We start from the raw sequence: 12,422 nt of genomic DNA on the forward strand, positions 1-12,422 counted from the left end.
CGGGAGGCCCTGTGTTAAACTCCGCGCCCCTCGTGACGCAGATCATGATCGTGGAAGCGAACCGATGGGCGACTTGGGACGTTGTCAAGGGCGCGTGAGCTGCCGCTCCGATCCCCGGAAGGCTCCGGAGGACCGCCGCAGGACCCTCTCACGGGACCCCGTCCGGACACTCCCCCGAACACCTTCCGCGCCCCGCAAACCCCCTCCGCGGGGCCGCCGGAGGGCCCGGATCGCCCTGCCGGACCGAATTCCTTGTGAAGAACTTCACGAAGTTTTCCGACGGCGCGTCATCCGTCCGCCCGGAACCCCCGCCCCGGCCCGCTCATGCGTTGTCGCGCCTGCTCAGCAGAGGTTACCCATGGGTAGGAACGGGGGTGCGCCGGGCCGGCCGGGCTACGCCACGGACCAGGCGATCCCGTCGAGGATGTCGTGCTCGCTCACCACGACCTCCGTGGCACCGACACGCTCCATCACGGCCAGCAGGACCAGGGCGCCCGCGCCGATCACGTCGACGCGGCCCGGGTGCAGCGAGGGGATGGCGGCGCGCTCGGCGTGGGTGGCGCGGAGCAGCGCACTTGTGATCTCGCGGACCCGGTCCAGGGAGACGCGGGAGTGGTGGATGCGGGCCGAGTCGTAGGCGGGCAGTTCCTGCGCGACGGCCGACACCGTGGTCACCGAACCGGCCAGGCCCACCAGGGTGCGCGCCTCGCGCAGCGGCACCGACCGCTCGGCCAGGTCCAGGGCCGCCTCGATGTCGGCCCGTACGGCGGCGATCTGCTCCTCGGTGGGCGGATCGGTCACCACCCCGTCGCGGACCAGGTGACGCTCGGTCATCCGCACACAGCCCACGTCCACCGAGCGGGCGGCGCGCACCCGGTCGTCGCCCACGACGAACTCCGTGGAGCCGCCGCCGATGTCCACCACCAGGAACGGGGTGGCCAGATCCGTACGCCCCGTCAGCTCCTTCGTCGCACCCGTGAACGAGAACTCCGCCTCCTGGTCGCCGGAGATCACCTCGGGCTCCACACCCAGGATGTCCACCACGCCGCGCACGAACTCGTCCCGGTTCTCCGCGTCCCGGGAGGCGGAGGTGGCCACGAACCGCAGCCGCTCGGCGCCGTACTCCTTGATGACCTGCGCGTACTCCCGGCAGGCCGCGAAGGTGCGCGCCAGCGCCTCGGGGGCGAGCCGGCCGGTGCGGTCGACGCCCTGGCCGAGCCGCACGATCGTCATACGCCGGTCGAGGTCGACCAGTTCGCCGGTTTCCGGATTCGCGTCCGCGACGAGCAGACGGATGGAGTTCGTCCCGCAGTCGACGGCGGCCACCCTGGTCATGCGTCCCCCTCCGTGCGGTCCGTGCGGTCCGTGCGGTCCGCGTGATCCGTGTGGTTCGCGTGATCCGTGTGGTCCTCGGGCACGGTCACGCACGGGCCCTTGCGCCACCACTCGGGCAGCATCGCGATGGCCTCGTCGCCCAGCGGGTTCACGCCGGGTCCGGCGGCCAGCGAGTGGGCGACCAGGACATGCAGGCACTTGACCCGGTCGGGCATGCCGCCCGCGCTCGGAAAGCCCGTCAGCTCCTCGATCTCGTCCCGGCGCCGGATGTAGTCCTCGTGCGCCGCCCGGTAGGCCGCCGCCAGCTCCGGATCGCTCGCCAGCCGCTCGGTCATCTCCTTCATGACGCCGTCGGCCTCCAGCGTGCCGATCGCCGAGGCGGCCCGCGGGCACGTCAGGTAGTACAGCGTCGGAAAGGGCGTGCCGTCGGGCAGCCGGGGGGCCGTCTCCACGACGTCCGGCTGACCGCACGGGCAGCGGTGCGCGATGGCGCGCAGTCCGCGCGGCGGCCGGCCGAGCTGCTGCCGGAAGGCCGCGACGTCCGCGTCGGTGGGTTCGGTGCGCTCGGTGGGCGGCGGGGGCGTTTCCATGCCTGTGGGGAAGTCTCTCTGTCGGTTCACTGGCGGGCGGCGTCGGACTTGTCGACCCCGTACCAGACGTTGGTGTACCAGGGGCGGCGGGCCGACCCCTGCTCGGCGCGGGACTGCTTGGCCGGGCCCGGGTCGACCACGGTGAAACCGGTCTCGCCGGGCAGTACGTAGTGCAGCCGCTGCCGGATCTGCTGCTGGGCGTAGGCGTCGTCCTGCCAGCGCGCCTTCTGGTCGCGCAACTGCTCGACCCGCTCGCGGGCCTGCTGCTTCTGCCGCCTCAGATCGGCGATGTCGGCGCGCTGGGCGACGTACTGGCGCATCGGGTACGCCAGGGCGACCACCAGCGAGCAGACGACGAGCGCGAGCAGCGCGGCGCGCCCGGTGAGCCGGGAGCGGCGGGCCTGCCGCCGGGTCTGGGAGCGATAGACCCGGGCCGCGGTCTGCTCACCGAGCAGCCTGAGCCTGGTCGCGGTGGAGAACCGGTCCCGGTCCTTCACGGCCATCGTCGCGCCTCCCGTTCCTGCCCCGCGCATGCCGTCCATGCCCGCTCACACGTGCGTACGTCCCCGGACACGGTACGGGACCGGGTGCGGGGACGTACGGACGACTGGCTTCGGCCTCACCTTTTTACGGGCTCGGCCGGCGCGCGGCTCAGCCCTTGAAACGCGGGAACGCGCTGCGGCCGGCGTACACCGCGGCGTCGTCGAGGATCTCCTCGATGCGCAGCAGCTGGTTGTACTTGGCGACGCGCTCGGAGCGGGCCGGGGCGCCGGTCTTGATCTGGCCGCAGTTGGTGGCGACGGCGAGGTCGGCGATGGTGACGTCCTCGGTCTCGCCGGAGCGGTGCGACATCATGCACTTGAAGCCGTTGCGCTGGGCCAGCTCGACGGCGTCCAGGGTCTCGGTGAGCGAACCGATCTGGTTCACCTTCACCAGCAGGGCGTTGGCGCTGCCCTCCTCGATACCGCGGGCCAGGCGCTCGGGGTTGGTGACGAACAGGTCGTCACCGACGATCTGGACCTTCTCGCCGAGACGGTCGGTGAGGACCTTCCAGCCGGCCCAGTCGTCCTCGAACAGCGGGTCCTCCAGGGAGACCAGCGGGTAGGCCGCGACCAGCTCCTCGTAGTACTCCGTCATCTCGGCGGCGGAACGCTCCTTGCCCTCGAAGAGGTACTTGCCGTCCTTGTAGAACTCGGAGGCGGCGACGTCGAGCGCGAGGGCGATCTGCTCGCCGGGGGTGTAACCGGCTTCCTTGATCGCTTCCAGGATCAGGTCCAGGGCCTCGCGGTTGGAGCCCAGGTTCGGGGCGAAGCCGCCCTCGTCGCCCAGACCGGTGGCCAGACCCTTGTTCTTCAGGACCTTCTTGAGGGTGTGGTAGACCTCGGCACCCCAGCGCAGGGCCTCGGAGAAGGACTCCGCGCCGATCGGGGCGATCATGAACTCCTGGATGTCCACGTTGGAGTCGGCGTGCGAGCCGCCGTTCAGGATGTTCATCATCGGCACCGGGAGCAGGTGCGCGTTGGGGCCGCCCAGGTAGCGGAAGAGCGGGAGGTCGGACGCCTCGGAGGCGGCGTGCGCGACGGCGAGGGAGACGCCGAGGATGGCGTTGGCGCCGAGCGAGCCCTTGTTGTCGGTCGCGTCCAGGTCGAACATGGCCTGGTCGATCAGGCGCTGCTCGGTGGCGTCGTAGCCGACGAGCTCCGGGCCGATCTGCTCGATGACGGCGAGGACGGCCTTCTCGACGCCCTTGCCCTGGTAACGGTTGGGGTCACCGTCACGCAGCTCGATGGCCTCGAAGGCGCCCGTGGAGGCGCCGGAGGGGACGGCGGCACGACCCGTGCTGCCGTCGTCGAGGCCGACCTCGACCTCGACCGTGGGGTTGCCTCGGGAGTCCAGGATTTCCCGGGCTACGACGACGTCGATGGACGGCACGAGCATCTCCTTCGTGGATGTGACGCTGAAAGTGCGGGGCTTGTGAGCCGAGCGACTAGAGCCTAACCGTCCCGGGCCGCCGACCGGCCGACCGACCGTCCCGTGGACAGAGTGACCGTACACATTGTTTCAGCACGGAACAAAGAAGACGGGAACGGGGGTCCGAACGGAAGGTGAAATGCCCCCGCCCCGGCGCGTACGGGGGAGAACGCGCCGGGGCGGGGAGCCCGTGGGGACGGGGGGGGTGGGGCGGTGGCCGCCGCGCCTTACTTCAGGTGCAGCTGCTGGCCCGGGTAGATGAGGTCGGCGTCGTCGACGATGTCCTTGTTCAGCTGGAAGAGCTTCTCCCAGCCGCCCTGGACGTGGTGGGCGGCGGCGATGGAGCTGAGCGAGTCGCCGGCGGTCACCTTGTACTCGCCGTCGCCCTTCTTCACCTTCTTGCCGGTGGGGGTGGTGACGGTCTTCTTCGGCGCCGGGCGGTCGGCGGAGCGGCCCGCGGCCTGCTGCTCGGTGGAGCGGGTCGTGGTGCTGCTCTTCTTCGACGAGGACGACGAAGAGGAGGACGACGAAGAGGAGGAGGAAGAAGACGACGAGGACGACGAGGAAGAGGAGGACGACGAGGAGCTGCCGCCCGAGTACGCGGCGCCGGACAGGCCCTTGCCGCACACCGGCCAGGCGCCCTTGCCCTGGCCCGCGAGGACCTTCTCGGCAATGGCGATCTGCTGGGACTTGCTGGCCAGGTCGGCGCGCGGGGCGTAGGCGGTGCCACCGAAGGCGGCCCAGGTGGAGTTGGTGAACTGGACGCCGCCGTAGAAGCCGTTGCCGGTGTTGATCGACCAGTTGCCGCCGGACTCGCACTGGGCGACCGCGTCCCACTCGGAGGCGGTGGCGGCGGAGGCGTTGCCGGCCGCCATCAGCGGACCGGCGACGGCGACGCCGGTGACACCGGCGAGTGCGATGGCGCGAGTGGCCTTGGACGGACGACGGTGCTTGCCCTTGCCGGAAAACAGCATGGAAGGATCCCCTCACCGACGCCTGCGAGGTGAGCTGTCGGGTTCGGGCCGGTTGAGTTGCCCGGCCGTGCCTTCCGAGAGGCACGGCTTCACCCCCAGCCGCTCCGGTCAACTGCCCGGCGCGGCACTTACCTTGGGTCCCCCGCTCCTGCCTGCGGCGCTTGACGCGACGACTGTTCCCGTACGGCCGCTGGCAGGATTCGGCGTTGCGGCAGCCGGGGCTCGCGGTGGCGAGCGGTCATGACCGTAGACAGGTGATCCGCCGGATTTCAAAGACGATCAGGGCTTCTGAGACTCATCCCACACTTTCACCGAATAGGACATACAAGGCGAAGTGTGACGTGAACTCCCGCTACTTTTGGGCGTTTTCGGTGGGGACATCCAGGCTCTGACCGGCGACGATGTGGTCCGGGTCGGCCCCGATGGCGCCCTTGTTGGCGTCATAGAGCGTGTGCCACCCGCCGTGCAGGCCGAAGGAGTCGGCGATGGACGTGAGCGAGTCGCCGGTGCGCACGGTGTAGGAGTCGGCGGACGAGGCGTGCGCGCCGCCGCCCCCGGAGGCGTGCCGCCCGCCCGTGGCGTCCGCGGCGCCGCCTGTCGCGCCCTCGTCGGCGCTGCCGCCGCGGTGGCGGCCGCCGGAGCCGAGCGCGCCGGTGTCGACGAGCGCCGAAGAGCCGATGTCCTGGACGTAGTTGTCCGCATCGCCGGAGTTGTCACGATCCTGGTCCCCGGTGCCCGTGGACGAGGTGGCGTCGGGCGTGCCGGTGCCGTGAGAGGTGCCGGACCCGGCCGGACCGCCCGTCTTCGCGGGCGAGGAAGGGCCGTCGGACGGTCCGGTGGTGGCGCCGTGCGACGCGTCGGTCCCGTGCGAGGATCCGGGCGTTTGGGTGGTGTCCGGCGAAGAGCCGGACGAACCGGATGAGTTGTCGGCGTCCTGGGGCGAGTCGGACAGACCGCCCTCGCCGGTACGAGGCTTCCCGGACGCGTCGGAGCCGCCGGAGCCGCCGGAGTCACCGCCCTTGCCCGTGGAGCCGGAGGTTCCGGACGAGGTGGACCCCTTGTCGTCCTTGTCCCCCTTGCCTTCCTTATCTCCCTTGTCGCCCTTGCCGTCCTTGTCCGACGAGGTGGATCCGTCGCCGGACGTCGAGGAGTCGCCGCCCACGCCCGTGTCGACGTCGGCCGTACCGGAACTCTTGGTGAGCCCGGCCAGCAGCCCGCAGGTGTGCCAGGTGCCGGGCCCCTTGTCGGCGAGGATCTTCTCGGCCACGGCTATCTGCTGGGAGCGGCTGGCCTGGTCGGCGCTGGCCGCGTAGGAGAGGCCGCCGTACGCCTCCCAGTCGTCCTGGGTGAGCATCAGGCCGCCGTAGTAGCCGTGGCCGTTGTCGGCGCTCCAGGAGCCGCCGGTCTCGCACTGCGCCACCTTGTCCCAGGTGGTGCCGTCGGCGGCGCTGGCGCCGGACGCGGCGACCAGCGGGATGGCGATGGCCGAGCCGGTCACTCCGGCGGCGACGAGGAGGGCCGGAGCCTGGCGGGGGCGACGGTGACGACCGTTCCCGGAGAGCATCTGGAGACCTTTCGCACGACGGCAGTGACGGCGCGGCGGCGGGACGGGAGGGCCCCGGCGTCACGCTGATGGGTGAAAGTATCGGGTGACGATCACTTGTCACAAGTTCATGCCGCGCAGATCACATGAACATCACATAGTTGAACACGCGTCATGTTCACCGCCGTCAGCGCCCGGGAACGGGGCCGTTCCCGGTGGTCGTCCCGGGGGCGGGGGCCGGGGCGGCGGCGGGGGCAGGGGCGGGAACCGGGACGGGGGTGAAGCCGACCGGGAGAGTCCGCAGTCCGCGCATGATGAGCCCGCCGCGCCAGCGCAGTTCGGCCGGTTCCGCGTCGAGACGCAGGTCCGGCAGCCGGGTCAGCAGGGTGGCCAGCGCGGTCTGCCCCTCCAGGCGGGCGAGCGGGGCGCCCAGGCAGTAGTGGATGCCGTGCCCGTACCCCAGGTGCTGGTTGTCGCCGCGGGCGAGGTCGAGCGTGTCGGGGTGGGAGAACCGCTCCGGGTCGCGGTCGGCGGCGGCCAGCACCACCAGCACCGGATCGCCCGCGGCGATGTCCTGTCCGCCGAGCGTGAGCGCCCGGGTGGCGAACCGCCAGGTGGCCAGCTCCACCGGCCCGTCGTAGCGCAGCAGCTCCTCGACGCCGGTCTCCAGCAGTCCGCTCTCCCCCGCGGCCAGCGACTCCTGGAGCCGCGCCCGCTGACCGGGGTGGGTGAGCAGGGCGTACATGCCGTTGCCGATGAGGTTGACGGTCGTCTCGAAACCGGCGAAGAGAAGGATGAACGCCATCGCGGCGGCCTCGTTCTCCGTGAGGTGCTCGCCGTGGTCGGAGGCGCGGATGAGCCCGGAGATGAGGTCCTCGCCCGGCTCCGGTTCGGCGGGCAGGGCGGCCCGCTTGCGGTGGATCAGCTCGGCCAGATAGCCGCGCATCTTCTTCACCGACCGGGCCACTCCGCCCCGGGGGCCCTTGCCGTGACGGATCATCATGCCCGCCCAGTCCCGGAAGTCGTCCTGGTCCTCGCGCGGGACGCCGAGCAGGTCGCAGATGGCGTAGATGGGCAGCGGGAACGCGAACTCGTGGATGAGGTCTGCGGTGCCGCGCCCGGCGAAGGACGCGATGAGGCCGTCCGCCAGCTCCTGCACGCGCGGCGCGAACTCGGCGACCCTGCGGGGGGTGAACGCCTTGCTGACCAGACGTCGCAGCCGGGTGTGGTCCGGCGGGTCGATGTTGAGCAGATGCGTCATCAGCTCGGCCTTGCGCTCGCCGGGGATGCCGGTCTTGCCCTTGGCGTGCGCGGGCTCGTCGTGGTGGGCCGGGTTCTTGGAGAGCCGGGGGTCGGCCAGGGCCTGCCGGGCGTCGGCGTACCGGGTGACCAGCCATGCCTCCACTCCGCTGGGCAGCCGGGTGCGGTGCACGGGGGCGTGCTCCCGCAGCCAGGCGTACGCCGGGTACGGATCGCTCGCGAACTCCCAGGTGAACAGGGGCGGCGGGAGATCGGACGGAGTGGAGGAGGCGGCGGGCGGCTGGTCGTGCATGGGCCGACAGTAGCCGCCGGGGGCGGGTGGGGTGGAGACGCGTGAGGTGGAGACGGGTGAGGTGGAGACGGGTGAGGTGGAGACGGGGAGGCCCGGGGCCCGGAAGCCGGTGGCCGGGGAGCGGTCGGCGGCGGGCGGCTGCCGGGGCCGGGCCGGGGGCTCAGGCGGTCTCCTTCTGCCTGATGGCGTCCCGGTACGCTCGGGCCGCCGCTCTCAGGGCCGCCTCCGGGTCGACGCCCTCCGCCTCGGCGCGGGCGGCCAGGGCCAGCAGCTCGTAGCCGATGCCCTCGCCCCGGGGCAGCGGCACGTCCAGACCCGCGGTGCGCACCCGGGACGCCAGCTTCGCCGCGAGGGCCAGGCCCGGCTGGTGGAGGGGGACGCCCTCCGTGACGGAGGTGCGCTGCTTCTCCTCGGCCTTGGTGCGCAGCCAGTGCTCCTTGACCTCCTCCGGGGTCGCGGCCGTCTCCTCGCCGAAGACATGCGGATGGCGGTGGATCAGCTTGGCGACGATCCCGCCCGCCACATCGTCGACGGAGAACGGCTCCTCCGGGTCCTCCTCGGCGATCCGGGCGTGGAAGACGACCTGGAGCAGGACGTCGCCCAGCTCCTCGCGCAGCTCGTCCCGGTCGCCGTCCTCGATCGCCTCCACCAGCTCGTACGCCTCCTCGATGGCGTACTTGGCCAGGCCCCGGTGGGTCCGCTGCGCCGACCAGGGGCACTCCACACGGATGCGGTCCATGACCTGGACGAGGTCGAGCAGCCGGGCGCCGGGCAGGTCGTAGGAGGCGGGCAGCAGCTCCAGCTCCGGCATGGAGACGCGACCGGATCCGGCGAGCCGGGCGAGCCCGTCGGTGAGCGCGGGCTCACCCTCACCGGTGGCGACGACCACCGCCGTACGGCCGCCCGCGCAGGCCGCCACCAGCTCCTCGGCGGTCGGGGACGCCTCGGCCACGGTGATGCCCGCCTCGCGCAGATACGGCAGCTGCGGGTGCGCCGCGTCCGCGCACAGCACCCGGTCGGCCGTGCGCAGCGCCTGCCAGGCGGGCCAGGACAGCAGTCCGGGGGCGACCCGGTGGCTGGTGGTCAGCAGGACGATGCGGCCGGGTGCGGCGGCGCCCGGCTCGGCGGCGGGGGCAGAGGTCGTGTTCACGCTTCGAACGTAACGCACCCCGCCGACGGCCCCGGAAGTTGTCCACAGGCGCTTGTCCACAGGTCCGGGGGCGCACCGGCGCCCGTGTCGCGGCCAGGGCGCCGGTGCGGTCCCGGGATCAGGCCGGCTGCTGGGCGGCGGGCGCCGAGACGTCCCGCAGCCACGGGGTCTTCGCGGCGACGCCGCCCTTCCGCACGTCCCAGGCCCCGTAGCGCGGATTCAGGTCGACGCCCAGTTTCCCGGAGGTGGCGGACAGCGCGTTCCAGAACTCGGGGCGGCTGGGGTCCGTGTGCAGCTTCGCCGCCACCTTCTGCGCCTCCACCTGGAGGCGGAGGTTGTCGTCCAGGCGCTGCGGCGGCACCCCGTACTGCTGGAGCCAGGCCGTCTCCAGCGCCTTGGCGCCGCCCGCCTGCTGTTCGAGTCCGGAACGCAGCTGCTGCACCTCGCGCGGGGTGACGGTGACGCCCTCGTCCCGCGCCGTGCGGTCCAGGACCCGGTCGAGCACCATCTGGTGCAGGGTGTCCCGGTTCAGCGTGCCGGTGCGGGCGACGGCCTGCTGGTACTGCGTCTCGTCGGCCACCGCCGCCCGCTGCGCCCGGCGCACCTCGTCCACCCGGCTCTGGAGCTGTGCGACGGTGATCCGCTGCCCGCCCACCACGGCCGCGGCGCCGGGATGCGCCTCGCTGCCGCAGGCGGTGAGGACGGGGGCCGCCGCGACGATCGCGGCGGACAGGGCGAGCGCGGTGCGACGGCGGCGGTGCAAGGGGGCCTCCCTGGGTGGGGATTGTGCGACGGTGCACAAAGTCTTGCGGTGATCGATAGTAGGCAGCGGCCGTGCTCCGGCCAAGCCATTGGACCAACGATTCACCGCCACTTCGGGCACCGTCGCGCCGCTCTCCCCCGGCCGGCGGATCAGCCGGTGATCGCCACCGGGGCGTCCCACGCGTCGCGGTCGACGGTGAGGGTGTAGCCGCGCCGGGTCTCCTTGCTGTTCACCAGGTACTGGTGGGCGCGGCTGTGATCGGTGAACTGCGTCCTGCCCCAGGGCCAGTCCGCGGTGGTGGTCTCCTTCTTGTCCCACAGCGCGTACCAGAGGTTGCCGGGCAGATCGGTCTTGTCGCTCGCGGTGGCGATCGCCTTGGCGCTGGAGCTGCTGAAGCCGTAGAAGCCCGAGCGGTACGTCTGGGCGCGCAACTGCTTGCCGAAGGCGCGGACGTAGGCCAGCACCGCGTCGTTGCACGCCTTGTCCGTGACGGCGTACGGCTCCATGTCGAGGTAGACCGGGCTGCCGGCCTTCATCCCGAGGGCCTTCGCCTTGGCCACGGCGTCCTTGGCGTCGGCGGTGCCCAGCGTCCTGGCGTTGGCGGCGGTGAGCTTCTCCGGGTTGGCGCTCTTCTGGCAGGGCGGCTGGGCGCCGACGTAGAGCGGGATGAGCTTCCAGCCCGCGGAGCTGACCGACTTCACCCAGGAGGCGGTGAGGTTGGGCTGGGCGCAGCCGCGGTTCTTGCCGCCGATGTAGACGGCGGCGGCGCCGTAGTAGCCGTCGGCGCGCCACGCCTTCATGGCGTTCAGCGAGGGCGCGGTGCAGGTGTCGAAGGCGCGGCCGGTGTACGTCTTCTGCGCGGGCCAGCTCGTCGCGGCCATCGAGGTCTGCGCCGCGATCCCGCCGCCCGCGACGACGGCGGCCCCCGCCACCGTCCATGTGATGTATCTGCGCTTCCTGGACTGCCGGTGTCCGGCCATCCCCCACCCCTGTTCTGCGCGCGGGCGCGTAGGTGCCCGGACCGCGCGTGTGTGTCCTGCGGAGCAGAGTACGGGTGCCGTTCCGTGGCTTAATCTTGCCCCCTGCTTCGTGGCCGCCCGATCGCGGCGGATGGGTGGGGGGTTGGGATGGAAAAGCGTCTGGAGGCGGGCTGGCTCCAGCGGATCGCCTGGTCGGTGCTGGTCTGGGGTTCGCTGGGCCTGCTGGTGTGGGTGCCGTTCCTGTATGTGGCGATCCGGCGGCGGCGCGGGTCGGACTGGGCCGCGTTCGCCGCGTTCGCCCTGTACGAGGGGGTGACGGTGACCTGGATGAGCGTCCTGCCCGACCAGGACGACGGCGACGCGGTGCTCGGCATCGTCATCATCCTGTGCCTGCTGGCGGCGACGCTGATGCTGCTCCTCGCGATGTTCGACCGGCGGGCCGCGGGCGCGGCTCCGGCACCGCAGGCGCACGGGGCGGGGGCCGGGGTCTACGGGGCGGTGCCGGGGGGTGCCGCGGCCCCGGGCCCGTACGGGAATCCCTACCGCGGTCCGTACGGGCCCTGAGTCCGCGTCATGCGCGCCCCGGCTCCCGGGTCCGGGGCGCGGGCGCTCACGCGGCCGGGCTCAGCCGCCGCACTGCTTCAGCATCATCTGCTTGTCGGCGGTCGTCACCGGCAGCTTGTACTTCAGGGAGACCTGCGCGAACCGCACGCTGTACGAGCACCGGACGTCCTTGCTCGGCGGCAGCCAGGTCGCCGGGCCGGAGTCGCTCTTGGAGGAGTTGGCCGGGCCGTCGGCCGGGATGAGGTTGAGCGGGTCGTTGGCGATCTGCTCGCGCTTGTCCTTCGTCCAGTGCGCGGCGCCCATCTGCCAGTCGTAGGACAGCGGCATCACATGGTCAATCTGGACGGTGGTGGCGTGCGCCTTGGTCCACTGGATGGTCTTGCCCGTGTACGGGTCGTGCAGGGTCATGGAGACGACCACGCAGTTGGAGCCCTTGCGGTAGCTGAGGTTCTGGCCGTCGCGCTTGAGCAGGTCGTTGCGCGTGTCGCAGCCGTTGTGCGACCAGGGGACGCCGGGGGCCGTGTCCATCCAGGCGTACCCGAACTTGTCGCGGGAGTAGCCGGTCTTCGGGCCGCGGCCCTTCGTCGTCACGGTCTGGATGAGCTTGCGGGCCGCGGCCCGGTCGCTGTCGCTGGTCAGCGGCGCCAGGCCCGGCTTGGTCCCGTCCGGGTTGGCCAGCGGGCTGACGGAGTGTCCGTCCGACGACGGGGCCGGGGCCGCCGGTGCGCCGCTGCGCGTGGCGGGCCCGGCGCTGTGCGCGTCGTCGCTCTTGCAGCCGGCGACGAAGGTGAGGGCCGCGACGGCGCACACCGCCGCGCCACCGCGCACGAGCGGACGGGATATCACCCGGCCCGCTCCCCTCCGACCGGCTTCCCGACACACCTCTACGCCCATGGGCCCTCCCCTTGCCTTGTCCTGCGCGGCCCGCCCCTGGTACGTGCGGGCCTGACTTGTCTGTGCCCAACGTAACCAGGAAGATGTGCGCCCCACTTGGGGCGCA

The 12,422-nt window shown here is 72.0% G+C and carries 12 protein-coding genes and 1 riboswitch; of the genes, 1 reads left to right on the forward strand and 11 read right to left on the reverse strand.

All coding sequences use genetic code 11. The features are described 5' to 3' along the window. Nucleotides 1-393 precede the first annotated feature (393 nt). From ACWDYF_RS12745 to ACWDYF_RS12790, 10 genes are all read right to left on the reverse strand, one after another. On the reverse strand, nucleotides 394-1,335 hold the full coding sequence (locus ACWDYF_RS12745; protein ID WP_389462917.1) for a Ppx/GppA phosphatase family protein: 942 nt from the start codon (nucleotides 1,333-1,335) through the stop codon (nucleotides 394-396). Continuing rightward, complete coding sequence (locus tag ACWDYF_RS12750) at nucleotides 1,332-1,925, reverse strand: DUF501 domain-containing protein (RefSeq protein ID WP_389462918.1); 594 nt, start codon at nucleotides 1,923-1,925, stop codon at nucleotides 1,332-1,334. Before ACWDYF_RS12750 ends, ACWDYF_RS12745 begins: the two co-directional genes overlap by 4 nt. Before the next feature lie 26 nt (nucleotides 1,926-1,951). Continuing rightward, a complete protein-coding gene (locus tag ACWDYF_RS12755) occupies nucleotides 1,952-2,428 on the reverse strand; it encodes an FtsB family cell division protein (protein WP_018566938.1) in 477 nt (158 codons plus the stop codon). 148 nt (nucleotides 2,429-2,576) lie between these two features. Continuing rightward, on the reverse strand, nucleotides 2,577-3,857 hold the full coding sequence (gene eno, locus ACWDYF_RS12760) for a phosphopyruvate hydratase (protein WP_216826770.1): 1,281 nt from the start codon (nucleotides 3,855-3,857) through the stop codon (nucleotides 2,577-2,579). Nucleotides 3,858-4,123: 266 nt separating this feature from the next. Further along, on the reverse strand, nucleotides 4,124-4,870 hold the full coding sequence (locus ACWDYF_RS12765; protein ID WP_037895439.1) for a LysM peptidoglycan-binding domain-containing protein: 747 nt from the start codon (nucleotides 4,868-4,870) through the stop codon (nucleotides 4,124-4,126). Between the two features lie 4 nt (nucleotides 4,871-4,874). Next, a riboswitch (cyclic di-AMP (ydaO/yuaA leader) is annotated at nucleotides 4,875-5,040 on the reverse strand. A 182-nt stretch (nucleotides 5,041-5,222) separates the two neighbouring features. Next, nucleotides 5,223-6,434 carry a transglycosylase family protein gene (locus ACWDYF_RS12770; protein ID WP_389462919.1) on the reverse strand — a complete coding sequence of 404 codons (1,212 nt, stop codon included), beginning with the start codon at nucleotides 6,432-6,434 and terminating at the stop codon, nucleotides 5,223-5,225. 166 nt (nucleotides 6,435-6,600) lie between these two features. Next, complete coding sequence (locus tag ACWDYF_RS12775; protein WP_389462920.1) at nucleotides 6,601-7,965, reverse strand: cytochrome P450 family protein; 1,365 nt, start codon at nucleotides 7,963-7,965, stop codon at nucleotides 6,601-6,603. A 160-nt stretch (nucleotides 7,966-8,125) separates the two neighbouring features. Further along, nucleotides 8,126-9,115 (reverse strand): nucleoside triphosphate pyrophosphohydrolase, encoded by a 990-nt coding sequence (locus ACWDYF_RS12780; protein WP_381737651.1) that lies wholly within the window; start codon nucleotides 9,113-9,115, stop codon nucleotides 8,126-8,128. Between the two features lie 118 nt (nucleotides 9,116-9,233). Continuing rightward, nucleotides 9,234-9,878, reverse strand: a complete 645-nt coding sequence (locus ACWDYF_RS12785; protein ID WP_381737649.1) for a SurA N-terminal domain-containing protein — start codon at nucleotides 9,876-9,878, stop codon at nucleotides 9,234-9,236. Between the two features lie 149 nt (nucleotides 9,879-10,027). Beyond that, nucleotides 10,028-10,858 (reverse strand): glycoside hydrolase domain-containing protein, encoded by an 831-nt coding sequence (locus tag ACWDYF_RS12790; protein WP_381737647.1) that lies wholly within the window; start codon nucleotides 10,856-10,858, stop codon nucleotides 10,028-10,030. Between the two features lie 147 nt (nucleotides 10,859-11,005). Between ACWDYF_RS12790 and ACWDYF_RS12795 the strand changes: the two genes are divergently transcribed. Continuing rightward, nucleotides 11,006-11,422 (forward strand): hypothetical protein, encoded by a 417-nt coding sequence (locus tag ACWDYF_RS12795; RefSeq protein WP_389462921.1) that lies wholly within the window; start codon nucleotides 11,006-11,008, stop codon nucleotides 11,420-11,422. 60 nt (nucleotides 11,423-11,482) lie between these two features. On the opposite strand, the gene ACWDYF_RS12800 is transcribed toward ACWDYF_RS12795, so the two are convergent. Beyond that, nucleotides 11,483-12,265, reverse strand: coding sequence for an HNH endonuclease family protein (locus tag ACWDYF_RS12800; protein WP_381737772.1), 783 nt, complete (start codon nucleotides 12,263-12,265; stop codon nucleotides 11,483-11,485). Between the last annotated feature and the right edge of the window lie 157 nt (nucleotides 12,266-12,422).

The sequence above is a fragment of the Streptomyces sp. NPDC003284 genome (assembly GCF_053589675.1).

Coding starts and splice junctions, on each gene's coding strand:
- ACWDYF_RS12745 (WP_389462917.1), bottom strand. CDS start 1,335: ATGACCAGGGTGGCCGCCGTCGACTGCGGGACGAACTCCATCCGTCTG.
- ACWDYF_RS12750 (WP_389462918.1), bottom strand. CDS start 1,925: ATGGAAACGCCCCCGCCGCCCACCGAGCGCACCGAACCCACCGACGCG.
- ACWDYF_RS12755 (WP_018566938.1), bottom strand. CDS start 2,428: ATGGCCGTGAAGGACCGGGACCGGTTCTCCACCGCGACCAGGCTCAGG.
- ACWDYF_RS12765 (WP_037895439.1), bottom strand. CDS start 4,870: ATGCTGTTTTCCGGCAAGGGCAAGCACCGTCGTCCGTCCAAGGCCACT.
- ACWDYF_RS12770 (WP_389462919.1), bottom strand. CDS start 6,434: ATGCTCTCCGGGAACGGTCGTCACCGTCGCCCCCGCCAGGCTCCGGCC.
- ACWDYF_RS12775 (WP_389462920.1), bottom strand. CDS start 7,965: ATGCACGACCAGCCGCCCGCCGCCTCCTCCACTCCGTCCGATCTCCCG.
- ACWDYF_RS12790 (WP_381737647.1), bottom strand. CDS start 10,858: ATGGCCGGACACCGGCAGTCCAGGAAGCGCAGATACATCACATGGACG.
- ACWDYF_RS12795 (WP_389462921.1), top strand. CDS start 11,006: ATGGAAAAGCGTCTGGAGGCGGGCTGGCTCCAGCGGATCGCCTGGTCG.